Here is a 17,143-nt window from a genome sequence, read left to right as displayed (position 1 = left end):
GACCGGGCGGGACTTCTCAGCGTCTCCGTGTCTCAGCGCGATTTCTAACCATGAAGCCGCCAAAGAAAAGGCGGCCCTGCCATGTGGCAGGGCCGCCGTTCATGTCCGGCGGCAGGAGAGTCCCGCCGCCCAGCTCTTTCGGTCGTTCAGCGCGTCTCGGCGCCGGGCTTCAGGCCCGCGGCCTGCGGCTCGGCCAGTTCGGCCTGACCGGCGAGTTCCTCGTCCTTCAACGTGTCGAGGTGCATCAGCCGCTTGACCAGGGGCGCAAGGACCAGGACGCCGACGGCGATACCGATCGTCCACCATCCGATGGTCGAGTAGACCTGCAGCGTGCCTTCCTTGGTCATTTCGCCGTCATGGCCGCCACCGGTCGCTTCGCCGATCTTGCCGGCGACGAAATTGCCGACTGCGGTCATGTAGAACCACGCGCCCATGATCAGGCTGGCGAGGTGCTTAGGCGCCAGCCGGTTCATTGCCGACAGGCCGACGGGAGACAGGCAGAGTTCGCCGGTGGTCTGCAGGAAGTAGATGAGGAACACGAAGATGACCGGGGTCATGACCTCGGGTCCGACCATTTGCGCCCCCCAGACGAAGACCAGGAACGACAGGCCGACCTGCGCCAGCGCGAGGCCGAATTTGGCGGGTGCGGAGGGTTCCAGCCCGCGTTTGCCCAGCCAGACCCACAGGCCGGCGAAGATCGGACCGAGCAGGACGATGTAGATCGGGTTGATCGACTGGAACAGCGATGCGGGTACCCCGGCGCGGTCGACGAAGCGATCGGTGTAGAGGTTGAGGCTGCCGCCCGCCTGCTCGAACAGGCCCCAGAAAACCGGGTTCAGCGCGATCAGGAACAGAACGACGAGCAGACGGTCGCGCGCATGCGGCTCGAGGCGGAAGGCGACGAACAGCACATAGAGCAGCATCGCCACGCCTGCCACGATCAGCAGCCACTGGATCACGTCCTGATACTGGATCAGAGCCCAGATCACGAACGCGGAAGCGAAGCCGAGTGCGTAGAGCAGATATTCGAACTTGATGCCCAGCACCGGGCGCGCGAGGCGGGCCGGATCGGGCGCCTCGCCCTTGCCCAGCAGCAGCGGTTTGCCCAGGATGAATACAACGAGCCCGAGCAGCATGCCGACGCCCGCTGCGCCGAACCCATAGGCCCAGCCATAGGTTTCACCGAGCCAGCCGGCCAGGATCGTGCCGATCGCGGCGCCGACGTTGATGCCCATGTAGAAGATCGTATAGGCGCCGTCGCGGCGCACGTCGGTGAGCGGGTAGAGCTGACCCACGATCACCGAGATATTGGCCTTCAAAAAGCCCGATCCGACGATGATCAGCGACAGCGCCATCCAGAAGACGTTGATTGCGGGGTCGGACTGGCCGCCGCCGCCCTCCACCGCCATCAGCACATGGCCCAGCGTCAGCAGGACCGCGCCGAACAGCACGGCCTTGCGCTGGCCCAGATAGCGGTCGGCGAGATAGCCGCCGAGCACGGGGGTGATGTACACCAGGCTCGTATAGGCACCGTAGATCAGGTTGGACTGTCCATCACCGAACAGCCAGTGCTTGGTCAGGTAGAAGATGAGCAGGGCGCGCATGCCGTAATAGGAGAAGCGTTCCCACATCTCGGCAAAGAACAGGACGTACAGGCCCTTGGGATGCCCGGCGAACTCGGGCTTGCTGCTGGCAGCGATGGCGGCCCCACCGCCAAGGAATGCCAGCAGGACGATGCCCGCCAGCATCGCGATGATGTCTTCTGTCCTCAAAGGACCTTCCTCTCAAATGCATGTCGGCCCGTTCGATGACGGATCCGTGAATGGCGACGGACCCTAACGCGGGAATCCGTCATGCCAAGCGCATTGTGGAATGGCGCCGGGCGACCTAGCTGGGGGGCATGAGCTTCAACGACCGCACCACCCCGCTCGACCTGCTGCGCACGCGCCGTTCGGGCAAGCCGCGCGACCTGGCCGGGCCGGGGCCGACGCTGGACCAGCTGCACGAGATGGTGGCGATCGCCGCGCGGACGCCCGACCATGGCAAGCTGTTTCCCTGGCGCTTCGTGATCGTGCCACCCGAAGCGCGCGAGGCGCTTGCCGACCGGCTGGGCGAGATCCTGATGGCGGAGAAGGAAGGCTGCGGTCCCCGCGACGTCGAGGCGGCGCGCCAGTTCGCGACCCAGGCCCCCGCGCTGGTCGTGGTGCTGTCCACGCCGGTGGTCGGGCACAAGGTGCCGCTATGGGAACAGGAATTGTCGGCCGGTGCTGCGTGCATGAACCTGCTCCACGCCGTCCATGCGATGGGCTTTGCGGGCGGCTGGCTGACCGGCTGGGCCGCCTATTCGGATGCGGTGCGCGACCTGTTCGGCGAGGCGCCTCAGAAGATCGCGGGATTCATGTTCATCGGCACGCCGTCGCGACCGCTCGAGGAACGGCCGCGACCGGCGCTGTCCGAAATCGGACGGGTGTGGTCGCCGCGGGGCTAGACCTCGATCCGAATCGGTGTATTATCGAGGCATGACAGCGCTCGATCATGACGACAGCCCGGTATATCTGAAGCTCCGCGCGACGATCGCCGCGGCGATTCTGCGCGGCGAATACCGCGCCGGGGATCAGCTGCCGTCGGTTCGCGCGCTTGCCGCCGAGCATGGCGCGAACCCGTTGACCGTGGCAAAGGCCTATCAGACGTTCCAGGACGAGGATTATGTCGAGGTGCGCCGCGGCGTGGGCATGTTCATCCTTCCCGGTGCGGTCGAGCGGTTGCGCGTTGCCGAGCGCGAGCGGTTCCTGACCGGCTATTGGCCGCGCGTGCGCGATCACATCGCGCTGCTGGGGCTGAGCGTCGAGGAACTGCTGGACCGCGAACTGGCCTGACGCGGTGAGCGACCCGGTGCAGCCCGCAGCGCCAGCCCCGGACAAGGTTCAGGGCGAGTCCTGGACCTCGACGATCCGCTTCGTCGTGCTGCTGGTGGTCGGGGTGTTCACCTTCCAGACCGTCGCCGCGAAGCCCTTCTACATTCCGTCCAGCTCGATGATGCCGACGCTGCGCACCGGCGACCGGCTGGTGGTGAGCAAATATCCCTATGGCTGGTCCTATGCCTCGCCCTCGATCCACGGCGCCACGCCGATCCCGGGCCGGCTGTTCGGCGGCATGCCGGAGCGCGGCGACATCGTCACCGTCGCCCGGCTGAGCGACGGCGCGGACCTGATCAAGCGGGTGATCGGTCTGCCCGGCGATACGGTCGAGGTGCGCCACAGCATCCTCTACCTGAACGGCAAGCCGGTGCCGCGCGGGCCGAAGCGCATGCTTGACCTGCCGGTCGACGCCAACCTGCCCTGCGAGGGGCGGCTGGAACCGTTCCGCACGGCGCGGGCGGACGGCACCGCGGTGTGCCGCGTGCCGACCTATCGCGAGACGCTGCCCGGCGGGGCGAGCTACGATACGATCGACCTGGGCGACGGCGACCTGCCCGGCGGCTTTTTCAGCGTCGCCGACATGTATGCGCCGGTGACGGTGCCCGCGGGCCATGTGTTCCTGATGGGCGACAATCGCGACGAGTCGGCCGACAGCCGCTTTCCGCTGTCGCGCGGCGGGCTGGGCGGGCCGGTGCCGGTCGAGAGCCTTGGCGGCCGCGCCGAGTTCATCACCCACAGCTATGACGGCGGCGGATCGGTGCTGAACCCGATCAGCTGGGTCTCGACGCTGCGCAGCGGCCGCTCCGGACTGAGCCTGCGGCCGGCGCACGACTGAGGTGACTGTCCGAGCGCAGGCGCGCTATGCGGCGAAGGCTTCTGCCGCGACCGCGTAGAGGGCTTCGGCGCTGGCCAGCGCCGCCGCCTTGAGACCCAGCGCCTCGGGCACGATCTGCTCGACATGGAAGCGGGCGGCGGCCTGCTTCATCGCCAGGAAGGCGGGGTCGCCATCGGACCGCGCGGCGATGCGGCCCGATTCCTCCATCAGCCAGCCACACACCGCGGTCGAGAGCATGGTCAGGAACGGGTAGCTCGCTGCCAGGCGGTCGTCGGTCGAGGCGGTGAGCAGATGCTGCGCGACTTCCTCGCACGCATCGATCAGCCGGATGAGGTTCGCGTCCTCTGCGGCGCCGCGCATGTCGGCGATCAGCGCGAGCAGCGTCGCGCCATTGTCCATGCTGAGCTTGCGCCCCACCAGGTCGGCGGCCTGGATGCCGTTGGTGCCCTCGTAGATCGCGAAGATGCGTGCGTCGCGGTAATGCTGCGCGGCGCCGGTTTCCTCGATATAGCCCATGCCGCCATGGACCTGGATGCCCAGGCTGGCGACCTCGCTGCCGATATCGGTCGCGTGCGCCTTGGCCAGCGGGGTCAGCAGCTCGACGCGCGCCTTGGCGGCGGCATCGCCGGCGTTGGCGCGGTCGAGCTGGCCGAAGGCGTAATAGAGCAGCGCGCGGGCGGCCTGGGTCTGCGCCTTCATCCGAATCAGCATGCGGCGCACATCGGGATGCTCGATGATCGCGACCGGATTGCGGCTGGGTGCGCCGGCGCGCGCCGACTGGACGCGCTCGCGGGCATAGGCGACGGCGCGCTGGGTGGCACGCTCGGCGACCTCGACGCCCTGAAGGCCGACATTGAGGCGGGCGTTGTTCATCATCGTGAACATCGCGACGATCCCACCCATCTCCTTGCCGATCAGTTCGCCGACGCAGTCGTCATGGTCGCCGAACGACAGGACGCAGGTGGGCGAGGCATGGATGCCCAGCTTGTGCTCGATCGAGACGGTGCGGACGTCATTGGCCTCGCCCGGGGTTCCGTCGGCATTCAGCCGGTATTTGGGCACGAGAAACAGCGAGATGCCCTTGGTCCCCGCCGGTGCGCCCGGCGTGCGCGCCAGCACGAGGTGGACGATGTTGTCGGCCATGTCGTGGTCGCCGAACGAGATGAAGATCTTGGTGCCCTTGATCGACCAGGTGCTGTCGCCGCGCGGCGTCGCGGTGCTGCGCAGCGCGCCGACGTCGGATCCGGCCTGCGGCTCGGTCAGGTTCATCGTGCCGGTCCACTCGCCGGTCGCGAGCCGGGGCAGATAGGCCTGTTGCTGCGCCTCGCTGCCATGATGCACCAGCGACTCGATCGCCCCGACCGTCAGCATCGGTGCCAGCGCGAAGCCGATATTGGCGGTGCCCAGAGTCTCGATCACCGCGGTCGCCAGGCTTACCGGCAGGCCCTGCCCGCCAAATGCGACCGGCGATCCGATCGTGCCCCAGCCGCCCTCGACATACGCCTTGTAGGCGGCGGCGAAACCCTCGGGCATCACCACGCCCTGCTCGGTCCATTTCGCGCCGACGGTGTCGCCGATCCGCTCGAGCGGCGCCCATTCGCCCTGCGCGAACTGGCCGGCGCCCTCCAGCACGGCTTCGACCAGATCGGGCGTCGCCTCGTCGGAAAGTTCGGCGATGCGGGCGATATGCTCGAGGACGAAGCGCTGCTCGGCGATGGCGGGCGTAAAGGTCATGCGTCCTCTCTCTTGTCGGCGTGTCGCCGGCCCTATAGCCCCGGATCGGTGAGCGCGACAAACCCTCGAATTTTACCTTACGGCACGGCTGCGATCGAGGAAGCCGCGCGGCTGATCGCCGAGGGCGGATGCGTCGCGGTTCCGACCGAGACGGTCTATGGCCTGGCCGCCGATGCGACCGAGTCGCGCGCGGTCGCGGGAATCTACCAGGCGAAGGGGCGCCCGTCGTTCAACCCGCTGATCGTCCATGTGACCGATATTGCCGCGGCCGAGCGGCTTGCGGAATTTTCCGAGATTTCACGAGACCTCGCGCTGCGCTTCTGGCCCGGGCCGCTGACGCTGGTCCTGCCGGTGCGCGCCGATGCCGGCCTGTCGGCGCTGGTTACAGCAGGGCTCGATACGGTGGCCATCCGCGTGCCGCGCCACCGGGCGATGCAGGCGCTGCTCGTGGCCGCGGGACGGCCGCTCGCCGCACCGTCGGCCAATGCCAGCGGGTCGATCAGCCCGACCCGGGCAGAACATGTGGCGAAAAGCCTGTCGGGCAGGATCCCGCTGGTGATCGACGACGGGCCGACGCCCGCGGGACTGGAATCGACGATCGTGCGCGAGCACGAGATCCTGCGGCCGGGTCCGCTGACTGCGGAGACGCTGTTTCCGGACGAAGACCGGCCGGTCCACCTGCCGGAGGCGAAGCGGCCGGGCGAGATCATCGCGCCGGGACAGTTAGAAAGCCATTACGCTCCGGCCAGTCCGGTGCGGCTGGATGCCGTCCAGGCGCGCGGGGGCGAATGGCTGATCGGCTTTGGCGAGATCGCCGGTGACGACACGCTGTCGGCGACCGGCGACCTGATCGAGGCGGCAGCGAGGCTGTTCGACGCGCTGCACCGCGCCGATGCCAGCGGCGCGCCGTCGATCGCGGTGGCGCCGATCCCCCGGCAGGGGATCGGCATCGCGATCAACGACCGTCTGCGCCGCGCCGCCAGCCCGCGCTGAGGCGGGCCCGGTTCAGGCCTGCGCCTCGGCGGCGCGCTTGCTGCGTGCGGCGAAGCTCTTGCGCAGCTTCTGCAGCTTGGGCGGGATGACCGCCAGGCAGTAGGGATTGCTCTGGCCTTCGCCTTCCCAATATTGCTGGTGATAATCCTCGGCCGGCCACCAGGTGCCGAGCGGCTCGATCGTCGTGACGATCGGTGCGGGCCAGTCGGGCTGGGCGCGCGCGATCGCCGCCTTCGCCTCGGCTTCCTGCTCGGCCGAATGCGGGAAGATCGCCGAGCGATACTGGGTGCCGACATCATTGCCCTGGCGGTTGAGCTGGGTCGGGTCATGCGTCGCCAGGAACATGTCGAGCAGCTCGCCATAGTTCAGCTGATCGGTGTCGAAGGTGACGCGGATCGCCTCGGCATGGCCGGTGCTGCCCGAACACACTTCCTTGTAGCTCGGGTTTTCCTTGCCGCCGCCGATATAGCCGCTCTCGACCGACTGGACGCCGATCACGTCTTCGAACACCGCCTCGGTGCACCAGAAACATCCGCCTGCCAGCGTCGCGGTCTCGATTGCCATGCGCTACTCCTTGCCAATGCCGCCTAGATAGGGTTGGGCGGCGCAGGAGCAACAGGGGAGCGGAAGATGCAGGGCGGTACGGTACTGGTCACGGGCGGTGCGGGCTATATCGGCAGCCACGCGGTACTCGCGCTGCTCGATGCGGGATGGAGTGTCGTGGTGTACGACAATCTGTCGACCGGCTTCACCTTCCTGGTCGATCCGCGCGCCACGCTGGTCCAGGGCGAGATCGAGGACGAGGCGCGGATGCGCGCGACGCTGCGCGACCACGGCGTGGTCGCGATCATGCATTTTGCAGGGTCGATCATCGTACCGGAATCGGTCAGCGATCCGCTCAAATATTATCGCAACAACACCGTCGCCAGCCGCTCGCTGATCGAGAGCGCGGTTGCGACCGGCGTGAAGCATTTCATCTTCTCGTCGACCGCCGCGACCTATGGCATGCCCGAGATCGTGCCGGTGGCGGAGGACATGCCGAAGCTGCCGATCAACCCGTATGGCACGTCGAAGCTGATGACCGAGATGATGCTGCGCGACGTCGCGGCGGCGCACGACTTCAACTATTGCGCGCTGCGCTACTTCAACGTCGCCGGCGCCGATCCGCAGGGCCGTTCGGGCCAGTCGACCGCGGGCGCGACGCACCTGATCAAGATCGCGGTCGAGGCGGCGATCGGCAAGCGCGACCACGTCACCGTCTTCGGCACCGATTACGACACGCCCGACGGCACCGGGGTTCGCGACTATATCCATGTCAGCGACCTTGCGGCTGCGCATGTCGACGCGCTGAGCCTGCTGATCGATCGCCCGGGCGACAGCCACACGTTGAACGCCGGCTATGGCCGCGGCTATTCGGTGCTGGAAGTGCTGGACGCGGTCGACCGGGTCACCAACCTGAACATCGAGCGCCGCCTGGCCGAACGCCGTCCGGGGGATTCGGGCACGCTCGTCGCCGACAACAGCCGAATCCTCGCGACGCTGCCGTGGCGGCCGCAGCGCGCCGACCTGGACGGGATCGTCAAGGATGCGCTGGCCTGGGAGCGCAAGCTGACCGACATCCGGCCATAAGGTCCGGCGGGCCGGGGGCGTTCGTGACGCGCCCCGGCCGCACCCTGGCGCCTAGAGCGACAGCCGCGCCGTCAGCCGGATGTCGCGGCCGGCCAGCGGGGCATAGTCCTTCAGCACGCTGGCATGGCGCCGCGCCTCCACGTCGAAGAGGTTGTTCGCCGACAGGGTGAAGCTGGTGTGCCGGGGCCCCCAGGGACTCCACGCAACCGACGCGTTGACGAAGGTGAAGCCGTCGGTCTGCGTCTCGAATGCCGCCAGCCGGTCCTGTTCGAAGCTGTGCTCGACTTCGATGCGGGCGTTCAACCGCTCGGACTGTGCTTCCAGGCCGCCCATGATGCGCAGCGGCGGGATGCGCGGCGCGGGGCCTTCGCCGACGATGGTCGCATGGACCATATCGGCCATCGCGTCGGCGTTGATCGAGAAGCCGCCGACCCGTGCGAGCCGCTTCGACGCCTCGATCTCGAACCCGTAATAGCGGGCATCGGCCTGATTATACTGGAAGACGGGCAGGTCGTCCTCGATCTCGCCATTAGGCGTGTCGTAGATGAAGCCGTCATACCAGCTGTGATAGGCGGCCGCGGCCAGGCTCCAGCCGTCGCCCGAACCCTTCAGCGTCGCTTCGACGCCCCAGGCCTTTTCGGTGCCGAAATCGGGATTGCCGATCTCGAACGCCTGGGTGCCGGCGTGCGGGCCGTTGGCGAACAGTTCCTCGGCGGACGGCGCACGCTCGCTGCGCGACACGTTCACACCGAAGCGGACGCGCGGCGCCAGTTCGTAGCTGGCGCCGAACGAGGCTGACAGCGTGTCGAAGCGGCGATCGGAATCGGGATTGCCGAGGTCCAAATCGGCAAAGGCACGCACCGCCGAATGCTCGTAGCGTAGCGCCGCCTCGGCCTTCAGCGCGCCGGCATCATAGGATTGCAGGGTGAACAGGCCGTAGCGGTTGCTCCGCGTCTTCGGCAGGAATTTCTCCTCGCCGTCGATGTGCATCGCCTTGGTCGCGAACTGCGCGCCGATCAGGCCGTCCCAGCCTCCGCGCGCGGCCTGGACCAGCTCGAGCCGGCCCTCATAGCCCTGGTTGAAGAAGGTCGTGCCGACCTCGCCGGTGTCCTCGATCTCGCTATGCCGATAATCGGCCGCGCCCAGGCGAAGGCGCAGGTTGCTGAAGACGCTGCCGCCGGTATTCACCTCGCCGCGGATATCCACGCGCGTCTGCTTGACCTGAAGCTGGACCGCCTCGGCCTCGACCGAAGGATCGAGCGAATAGCGGATCGGCACACCGTAGAGGCTGTCATAATGGCTGACGGCGAAGCCCAGATTGCCGCCTTCGTTGATCACCGCAGCGCCGCCGGCGACGTTCCAGGTCCGCGCCGCAGTGTTGGGCACGGTGCCGCGCAGATCGGCCAGTTCGGCGATCTCCGGATCGGCGCTGGCAGCCGCCTGCGCGCGCAGGGCGGGGGAGAGGACATAGCCGCCGGTCTTCATGTCGTCGGTCTTGGACCAGCTGCCATCGGCATGGACGACCAGCCCGCCGGTAACGGGCACGTCGATCACGCCCGATACGGCGCGCTCGTTCGCTGCCGATCCATAGGTGGCGATGCCGTCGGCATGGAGCGGCATCTCGACATGGCGGGGAATCCGGCTGTCGAGCACGTTGACGATGCCGCCGATCGACGAGGGCGCGAACAGCAGGGCGGCGGGGCCGCGCAGGATCTCGATCCGGTCGGCGGTCAGCGGATTGATGACCGCTGCGTGATCGGCCGAGGTGTTCGACACGTCGATGCTGCCGATGCCGTCGGTCAGCACGGGCGCACGGTCACCGGTGAAGCCGCGCAGGACCGGCTTGGATGCGTTGGGCCCGAACGACGTCGCCGACACGCCGGGCTGCGATGCCAGCGTCTCGCCGATCGTCGGGCGCAGGCTGCGGGTCAGTTCCTCATTGGCAAGCACCGCGGTGCCGCCCAGCAGATCATTGGCCGACCGCGCCCGGGTGCCGGTGACGACGATCTCCGAATCGGGCTGGTCGTGATCATGCGCATGGTCCTGGGGCTGCTGGTCCGCCGTCGCAGCGGTCGTGTCCGCCGCCGGGTCGGCCGGGACGACCCGTTCCTCGGCATGGGCGGGCAGGGCGATGATGGCGGCGGTGGCAAGCAACAGGCTACGGATCATCAAATACGCACTCTCATTCGGGAAGATGCGGGGGCGATAGACGCGATGATATAAGGTATCAACCTTCAATCTCGTCTTTTGCGAAAAGTCCATGATGACTGATGCATCCGTGCAAGCGACGTCGCGTTTGGCCGGCATGGACGTGACGATCGGTACGGCAGGCTGGAGCATTCCACGCCAGGACGCGGCGTCGTTCCCCGATGGCGGTTCCGTCCTGGAACGCTATGCGCGCATCTTTCGCGGCGTCGAGATGAACTCGTCCTTCTACCGGCCACATCGGCCAGCGACCTGGGCCCGCTGGGCGGCCAGCGTCCCCGACGGGTTTCGCTTCTCGGTCAAGATGCCGAAGGCGATCACGCACGATTCAAGGCTGATCGGTGCGGAGGCGCTCATCGAGGCGTTCGCCGGGCAGGTGGAGAATCTGGGGTCGAAACTCGCGGTGCTGCTGGTGCAGCTTCCGCCCAGCCTGACCTTCGATCCGGCCATTGCCGACAGGTTCTTCGCAAGCGTCGCCAAGGCGATCCCGGCGGCGATCGCCTGCGAGCCGCGTCATCCCAGCTGGTTCACCGACGAGCCGGAAATGCTGCTTCGTCATCACCGCGTGGGGCGCGTTGCCGCCGATCCCGCAATCGCGCCATCCGCCGCCGAGCCAGGTGGTTGGCCGGGCCTGGCCTATTGGCGCCTTCATGGCTCGCCCGCCATCTATCGCTCGCCCTATGATGCAGCGGCGCTGGCGCATTATGCGCAGCGGATCGAGGCTGTGGCGAGCGCCCCGGCTACATGCTGGTGCATCTTCGACAATACAGCGTCGTCCGCGGCGACCGAAAACGCGCTCGACCTCGCCGCGCGACTTGAGGCCGCCGGTTCCGGCCCGGTCAGCGGCGGTCGCTGACCAGGCGGATGTCCTTGCCCAGGATCGTCTTCACATAGATGCGCTGGACCGCGACATAGACGACGACGGTAATCGGCGCTGCCAGCAATACGCCCAGGAAGCCGAAGACGGTCCCCGCCGCGACCACCGCGAACAACAGCACCGCGGGCGGCACGTCGACCGCCTGTTTCTGGATCATCGGTTGCAGGAAATTGCCCTGCAGCTGCTGGATGATCAGGAACAGGCCGATCGTCCACAATGCCGTTGCCGGCGATACGGTGAAGGCGAGCAGCACGGCCGGAATCGCCGCAATGATCGGGCCGACCATCGGGATCACGTCGAGGAGGCCAGCGATGATGCCGAGGCCGCCGGCTGCCGGCACGCCCAGCAATGCGAGCCCGGCCCAGGTGAGAAACGCCACCAGTACCGAAGACACGGCCTGGCCCATCATCCAGCCTTGCAGGCCGTGCGCCATGTCGTCGAGCGAGCGGTCGACCACCGGCTCGACCCGGCGCGGCATCAGCAGCAGCAGGCCGCGGCGATAGACGGCGGGATCGCTGGCGATGAAGATCGCGCCGACGAAGACGAGCACGAAGTCGGCGACGCCGCTGCCCGCCGCCAGTACATAGCCGCCGGCCTGCGACATCAGTCGCGACACGCCGCTGCTGCCCTTGTCGAGCAGTTCGCGAACGCCTTCGCTGACGCCGAAGCGCGCGAGCAGGGCGTCGACCTGGGTGATCGCCGGCGGGATGCTCTTCACGATCGTATCGAATTCGCCCGCCATCTGGGTGCCGAACAGGGTGAAGGCACCGGCGAACACGCCGATCAAGGCCAGGATCGACAGCAACAGCGCCAGCCCGCGCGGCATGCGCGTCGCCGCGGTGACCCGCGTCGTCAAAGCGCTGAAGATCACCGCCAGGATCAGCGATGCGAAGACGAGCATGAAGAAGCGGGTGAGCTCGATGAACAGCCACGCCACCCCGACGATCGCGATGATGGTGACCGTCGCCGCGGCGATGCGCGCCGGTCGGAACGCGGCGGGGGGCGGGGCGATCGCATCGGCGGGCGGCACGCTCGCCGGGTCGCCTGTCGGTTCGATGATCGGCGTCGTCATGGATCTGCCCCCCCCCCCGCGTGTCCGCTCAGACCCGCTTGTAGATGAAATACCACACTTCATGGCCCTTGCGACGCGCCTTGGCTTCATAGCGCGTCTGGGGCCAGTCGTCGGGGCGAACGAGGAAGTCGGCCGGCCGTTCCGCCTGCCACACGAAATCGCGCCGCGCATTCATCACCATCATCGACCAGCGGCAATAGGTCGGGTCGTCGGTGCCCAGGCGGAACTCGGCGCCCGGCTTCAGCTTGCGCGCGATCATGTCCATCGGGCCGGGATTGACCATCCGCCGCTTGGCATGGCGCGCCTTGGGCCAGGGATCGGGATGGAGCAGGTACAGCCGGTCGAGGCTGGCGTCGGGCAGCCGCTCGAGCACTTCCAGCGCATCGCCCATATGCAGGCGGACATTGGCCAGGTCGTCGTCGCGAATATGGTTCAGCGCGCCGACCACGCCGTTGAGGAAAGGTTCGCAGCCGATGAAGCCGTGATCCGGCCGCATGCCGGCCTGGCCCGCCAGATGCTCGCCCGATCCGAAGCCGATCTCGAACTCGAGCGGCCGGTCGTCGCCGAACAGCGTGACGGCATCGAGCGGCCCGTGGTCGGGCACGCTGAAACGGGGAAGCGCGTCCTCGACCAGGGCGGCCTGCCCCTCGCGGAGCTTGTGGCCCTTGCTGCGGCCATAGAGGCGGCGCAGTGTGGTGGGATCGCCGGGCTTGTGTGCGGTCATGCGCGCGGCACTAGCGCGCTGGCCGGGGGAAGCAAGATCGGCGTGCCGCGAGAGGCGCTATGCACCCCTAAGAGAGCGCTCCGAAAACAAAACCCCCGCCGCGGCGGGCCGCGACGGGGGTTCGATGTTTCGGGCTTTCGCGCCGGTCAGGCGGCGATCGCTGCCTTCAGGTCCTCGACCAGGTCGGTCTTCTCCCAGGGGAAGAAGTCGCCCTCTGCCTTGCGGCCGAAATGGCCATAGGCGGCGGTGCGCTGGTAGATCGGCTTGTTGAGGCTCAGATGCGTGCGGATCGCGCGCGGGGTCAGGCCGCCCAGCTTGTCGATGCCCTGGATCGCGGCTTCGATCCGGTCGTCGCCGACGGTGCCGGTGCCGTGGGTGTCGACATAGAGCGACAGCGGCTTCGACACGCCGATCGCATAGGCGAGCTGGATCGTGACGCGCTTGGCCAGGCCGGCCGCGACGATGTTCTTCGCCAGATAGCGGGTGATGTACGCTGCCGAGCGATCGACCTTGGTCGGATCCTTGCCCGAGAAGGCGCCGCCGCCGTGCGGCGCCGCGCCGCCGTACGTGTCGACGATGATCTTGCGGCCGGTCAGGCCGGCGTCACCGTCGGGGCCGCCGATCTCGAACGAGCCGGTCGGGTTGATGTGATATTCGGTCGCGTCCGACAGCAGCTCGGCCGGGAGCACGTCGGCAACGACGCCCTTCACATAGGCCTTGAGCTCGGCTTCGTTGTCGCCCTGGTCATAGCCCTTGCCATGCTGGGTCGAGACAACGATCGCGGTCGCGGCGACCGGCTTGCCGTTCTCGAACTTCAGCGTGACCTGGCTCTTGGTGTCGGGTTCCAGGAACGGCGCGGCGCCCGAATGGCGGTCGGCTGCCATGCGCTCGAGGATCTTGTGGCTATAGTCGAGCGTCGCCGGCATCAGGTCCGGGGTCTCGTCGCAGGCGAAACCGAACATGATGCCCTGGTCGCCGGCGCCTTCGTCCTTGTTGCCCGATGCGTCCACGCCCTGCGCGATGTGCGCCGACTGCGGGTGCAGGTTGTTCTCGAAGCGCAGCGTCTCCCAGTGGAAGCCGTCCTGCTCGTAGCCGATGCGCTTGACGGTCGCGCGGACGGTCTGCTCGACCTCCTCCTGCACGCCCGGGGCCCAGTTGCCCGCCTCGTCCATGATGCCCTTGCCGCGGATCTCGCCGGCCAGGACGACGAGCTGGGTCGTGGTCAGCGTCTCGCAGGCGATGCGCGCCTCGGGGTCCTTGGTCAGGAACAGGTCGACGATCGCGTCGCTGATCTGGTCGGCGACCTTGTCCGGGTGACCTTCGGAAACCGACTCGGACGTGAAGAGATAGCTGGAACGCATGGAATATCCTCTTGGTGGGAGAGGAAAGCCCGGGCCGTTGCCATGCCCATATAAAGCTTTCCTTATATCAGCGTCCGGCCCTAGCGGCGCGCGCGGCGAATGGCAATCGCAATCATCAGGAGCAAGGCAGCGGCGATCGCCGCCATCCAGTTGCCCAGGCGGCTGAACGGGGTCGGCGGCAGCGGGCGCGGCATCGGCGCCTCGGCCGCGCCCTCCTGTCCCGGCGGGACGAAGTCGACCAGCCTGCCGTGCGCGTCGATGATCGCGGAAATGCCGGTCGGCGTGGCGCGCAGGATCGGCAGCCCCTCCTCCAGCGCGCGCATCCGCGCCTGCGCCAGATGCTGGGGCGGGCCCCAGCTGCCGAACCAGGCGTCGTTGGACGGATTGAACAGGAAGTCGGGGCGATCGGCGCGATCGACGACCTGGCCGGAGAAGATGATCTCGTAGCAAATCTGCATCCCCGCCTTGCCGAACCCCTCGATCGGGAGCGTGCGCGGGCCGGGGCCCGGGACATAGTCGACATCGCCCATCACCAGCCGCGCCAGCCCCAGCGGCGCAAGGATCGTGCGCATCGGCAGATACTCGCCATAGGGGACCAGATGCGCCTTGTCGTAGCGGGGGCCCAGCATGCCGTCGGGATCGACAGCCCAGATGGCGTTGCCGACCCCCGTCGCCTCGCCCTGCTGGTCGACGAACAGCGCGGTGCCGCCGATCAGCACCCGGTCGTCGGGGCCGAGGCCGCTGGCGATCTGGGCGCGGATCGCCCGCGGATCGACCCGGTACCAGTTGCGCGGATAGCCGTCCTCGACCCAGTCGTTGACCATCCCCTCGGGCCAGACGATCAGGCGGGGCAGGGCGCCCGCCCGCCCGCTTCCCCAGACCAGCCGGGAGAGCAAGCGCGCATTGTAATCGGGTTCGCCGACTGCGTCCTGACCGATATTGGGCTGGACGACGCGGACGAGGCGGGTGGCATCGGCGGCGGGGGCTGCGGGCACGAAGATGCGCGCCGCGATGCCGAGCATCCCGATCGTTATGGCGAGCGCACCCGCGCCGCGATAGTCGCGGGCGAAGGCGAGGTAGAGCACGCCTGCAGCCAGGACCATCACACCCGACAGGGCATAGGTGCCGATCAGCGCGCCGGCCTGGGCGATCGAATGGAGCGGCAGCCAGGCAACGCCCAGCGGGTTCCACGGATAGCCGCTGAAGATCACGCTGCGCAGCCATTCGGTCGCGATCCAGGCGGCGACCGCGGCAAGGACGAAGCCGGCATCGGGGCCCTGCCATCCGGCGCGCGAGGTGACCTGGCGGGAGAAGCGCCAGGCAAGACCCATCGCGATCGCCGGATACAGCGCCAGGAGCAGCGAGAGCGCGACGACCGCGAAATAGCCCAGCACCGGCGGCATCTTGTCCTGGAAGTCGAAGGCGTGCTGGATCCAGTTGTTGCCGACGGTGAAATGACCGAGCCCGAAGATCCACCCCCGCAGCAACACCGCCTTCAGCGTCGGCGCCTCGTGCGTCAGCCAGAGCAGCACGGCCAGCCCCAGGATCAGGACCGGCCAGAGGTCGAGCGGCGCGAAGCCGGTCGCGGACGCCATGCCGGCGACCAGGGCGATGAGGAGAGGACGGGAGGACATCGACGCCGCCTTACATGATCCTCCCCCTTCGGGTGAAGATCGGTTAGGGGCCTTCGCCATGTCTTCGCTTCGCCCGTTCCATCTCGCCTTCCCGGTCCACGACCTGTCGGCCGCGCGCCACTTCTATGGCGTCGTGATGGGCTGTCCCGAAGGGCGCTCGTCGGATCACTGGATCGACTTCGACCTGTTCGGCCATCAGATCGTGGCGCATCTCGATCCCGCAGCCCGGCCGGTCGCGGTCGAGAATTCGGTCGACGGCCATGATGTCCCGGTGCCCCATTTCGGCGTCGTGCTGACCATGCCGGACTGGCAGGCGCTTGCCGAGCGCGTCGGGGCGGCCGGCATCGTCTTCGGCATCGCCCCGCACATCCGTTTCAAGGGCCAGCCCGGCGAGCAGGCGACGATGTTCTTTCGCGATCCCAGCGGCAACGCGCTGGAGTTCAAGGCGTTTGCCGACGATGCGAAGCTGTTCGCCACGGAGTGAGTTGAATGTCCGAACCGATCAAGGTCGATATCCCGCACAAGCTTGGCCGCGAGACGGCGCGCACGCGCATGGCAGGCGGTATCGGCAAGCTGGCCGACATGATCCCCGGCGGCGGGACGGTGCAGCATCGCTGGGAAGGCGACACGCTCCATTTCACGCTGAACGCGATGGGCCAGACGATCGCGAGCAAGGTCGAGGTGTTCGATGCCCATGTCCATGCCGAGGTCGACCTGCCGCCGATGTTGATGATGTTCGCGGGCAAGGTGCGCGACAAGTTGCTGCAGGTGGCGCCCAAGCTGCTGAAGTAATCGCCATGGCTCCGTCGATCGCGGCGGGATGAGGAACGGGTGATCGCCTGGCGGGTTGTGCGCCTATGCCTCGCTGGGTCCACCGGATGTTCGCCAGTCGCCGCCTTGCCCTCGCGGCGGTGGGGATGACGTCGGTCGCGGCGCTGGGCAGCCTGGGCGGGCTGGTGCTGGGCAATTATACGGTCGCTGGTACCGCGATCCCGACCTACCGGTCGGTGGAGGCCGTCGCCAGCGCGCCGATGCCCGAGCCGGATCTCTCCGAGCGTGCGGCGACCGGGATTTTCGGTGACTCGCGCGCGACCTACCGACCGGCCAGCTATGTGCCCGGCGCCGACATGGATGGTGCCGGAGCGCTCGACCGATAGGCAC

Annotated in this window: 17 protein-coding genes; 9 read left to right on the top strand and 8 right to left on the bottom strand. The window is 67.7% G+C overall.

The genetic code is table 11. The features are described from left to right. Positions 1-146: 146 nt before the first annotated feature. A complete protein-coding gene (locus TPR58_RS08015) occupies positions 147-1,748 on the bottom strand; it encodes a peptide MFS transporter (protein ID WP_346246377.1) in 1,602 nt (533 codons plus the stop codon). Positions 1,749-1,900: 152 nt separating this feature from the next. Between TPR58_RS08015 and TPR58_RS08010 the strand changes: the two genes are divergently transcribed. Genes TPR58_RS08010 through lepB form a run of 3 tightly spaced genes read left to right on the top strand, consistent with a single transcriptional unit; the run spans position 1,901 to position 3,753 of the window. Further along, positions 1,901-2,488: a nitroreductase family protein gene (locus tag TPR58_RS08010; RefSeq protein WP_346246115.1), complete on the top strand. Its 588-nt coding sequence runs from the start codon at positions 1,901-1,903 to the stop codon at positions 2,486-2,488. A 31-nt stretch (positions 2,489-2,519) separates the two neighbouring features. Then, a complete protein-coding gene (locus tag TPR58_RS08005; RefSeq protein ID WP_346246114.1) occupies positions 2,520-2,876 on the top strand; it encodes a GntR family transcriptional regulator in 357 nt (118 codons plus the stop codon). A gap of 4 nt (positions 2,877-2,880) precedes the next feature. Further along, positions 2,881-3,753 (top strand): signal peptidase I, encoded by an 873-nt coding sequence (lepB, locus tag TPR58_RS08000; protein WP_346246113.1) that lies wholly within the window; start codon positions 2,881-2,883, stop codon positions 3,751-3,753. A gap of 24 nt (positions 3,754-3,777) precedes the next feature. Here the strand turns inward: lepB and TPR58_RS07995 are convergent, their stop codons facing one another. Further along, positions 3,778-5,487, bottom strand: coding sequence for an acyl-CoA dehydrogenase family protein (locus tag TPR58_RS07995; protein ID WP_346246112.1), 1,710 nt, complete (start codon positions 5,485-5,487; stop codon positions 3,778-3,780). A 48-nt stretch (positions 5,488-5,535) separates the two neighbouring features. Here TPR58_RS07995 and TPR58_RS07990 point away from each other — a divergent pair, with 48 nt between their 5' ends. Further along, positions 5,536-6,480 carry an L-threonylcarbamoyladenylate synthase gene (locus TPR58_RS07990; RefSeq protein ID WP_346246111.1) on the top strand — a complete coding sequence of 315 codons (945 nt, stop codon included), beginning with the start codon at positions 5,536-5,538 and terminating at the stop codon, positions 6,478-6,480. Between the two features lie 12 nt (positions 6,481-6,492). Here the strand turns inward: TPR58_RS07990 and msrA are convergent, their stop codons facing one another. Continuing rightward, positions 6,493-7,044: a peptide-methionine (S)-S-oxide reductase MsrA gene (gene msrA, locus TPR58_RS07985; RefSeq protein WP_346246110.1), complete on the bottom strand. Its 552-nt coding sequence runs from the start codon at positions 7,042-7,044 to the stop codon at positions 6,493-6,495. 66 nt (positions 7,045-7,110) lie between these two features. Between msrA and galE the strand changes: the two genes are divergently transcribed. Then, complete coding sequence (gene galE, locus TPR58_RS07980) at positions 7,111-8,109, top strand: UDP-glucose 4-epimerase GalE (RefSeq protein WP_346246109.1); 999 nt, start codon at positions 7,111-7,113, stop codon at positions 8,107-8,109. Positions 8,110-8,160: 51 nt separating this feature from the next. Here the strand turns inward: galE and TPR58_RS07975 are convergent, their stop codons facing one another. After that, a complete protein-coding gene (locus tag TPR58_RS07975; protein ID WP_346246108.1) occupies positions 8,161-10,278 on the bottom strand; it encodes a TonB-dependent receptor in 2,118 nt (705 codons plus the stop codon). Positions 10,279-10,372: 94 nt separating this feature from the next. Between TPR58_RS07975 and TPR58_RS07970 the strand changes: the two genes are divergently transcribed. Then, positions 10,373-11,170 carry a DUF72 domain-containing protein gene (locus TPR58_RS07970; RefSeq protein WP_346246107.1) on the top strand — a complete coding sequence of 266 codons (798 nt, stop codon included), beginning with the start codon at positions 10,373-10,375 and terminating at the stop codon, positions 11,168-11,170. On the opposite strand, the gene TPR58_RS07965 is transcribed toward TPR58_RS07970, so the two are convergent. The 4 genes from TPR58_RS07965 to lnt all read right to left on the bottom strand — a co-directional run bounded on the left by TPR58_RS07965 (position 11,154) and on the right by lnt (position 15,982). Continuing rightward, entirely contained in the window at positions 11,154-12,263 is a 1,110-nt protein-coding gene (locus TPR58_RS07965; RefSeq protein ID WP_346246106.1) for an AI-2E family transporter, read from the bottom strand. The two genes, TPR58_RS07970 and TPR58_RS07965, sit on opposite strands and share 17 nt — an antisense overlap. A gap of 28 nt (positions 12,264-12,291) precedes the next feature. Beyond that, on the bottom strand, positions 12,292-12,987 hold the full coding sequence (gene trmB, locus TPR58_RS07960) for a tRNA (guanosine(46)-N7)-methyltransferase TrmB (RefSeq protein WP_346246105.1): 696 nt from the start codon (positions 12,985-12,987) through the stop codon (positions 12,292-12,294). A gap of 146 nt (positions 12,988-13,133) precedes the next feature. Next, positions 13,134-14,348 carry a methionine adenosyltransferase gene (gene metK / locus TPR58_RS07955; protein ID WP_346246104.1) on the bottom strand — a complete coding sequence of 405 codons (1,215 nt, stop codon included), beginning with the start codon at positions 14,346-14,348 and terminating at the stop codon, positions 13,134-13,136. A gap of 80 nt (positions 14,349-14,428) precedes the next feature. Continuing rightward, on the bottom strand, positions 14,429-15,982 hold the full coding sequence (lnt, locus tag TPR58_RS07950) for an apolipoprotein N-acyltransferase (protein WP_346246103.1): 1,554 nt from the start codon (positions 15,980-15,982) through the stop codon (positions 14,429-14,431). A gap of 58 nt (positions 15,983-16,040) precedes the next feature. Between lnt and TPR58_RS07945 the strand changes: the two genes are divergently transcribed. The 3 genes from TPR58_RS07945 to TPR58_RS07935 all read left to right on the top strand — a co-directional run bounded on the left by TPR58_RS07945 (position 16,041) and on the right by TPR58_RS07935 (position 17,139). After that, positions 16,041-16,466 (top strand): VOC family protein, encoded by a 426-nt coding sequence (locus tag TPR58_RS07945; protein WP_346246102.1) that lies wholly within the window; start codon positions 16,041-16,043, stop codon positions 16,464-16,466. 5 nt (positions 16,467-16,471) lie between these two features. After that, a complete protein-coding gene (locus TPR58_RS07940; protein WP_346246101.1) occupies positions 16,472-16,774 on the top strand; it encodes a polyhydroxyalkanoic acid system family protein in 303 nt (100 codons plus the stop codon). 86 nt (positions 16,775-16,860) lie between these two features. Continuing rightward, positions 16,861-17,139, top strand: coding sequence for a hypothetical protein (locus TPR58_RS07935; protein ID WP_346246100.1), 279 nt, complete (start codon positions 16,861-16,863; stop codon positions 17,137-17,139). Positions 17,140-17,143 lie beyond the last annotated feature (4 nt).

The sequence above is a fragment of the Sphingomonas rustica genome (assembly GCF_039652585.1).
GTDB classification, from domain to species: Bacteria; Pseudomonadota; Alphaproteobacteria; order Sphingomonadales; family Sphingomonadaceae; genus Sphingomonas; species Sphingomonas rustica.
Note: the sequence above shows the minus strand (reverse complement) of the source record. Positions and strands in the feature narration are given on the sequence as shown.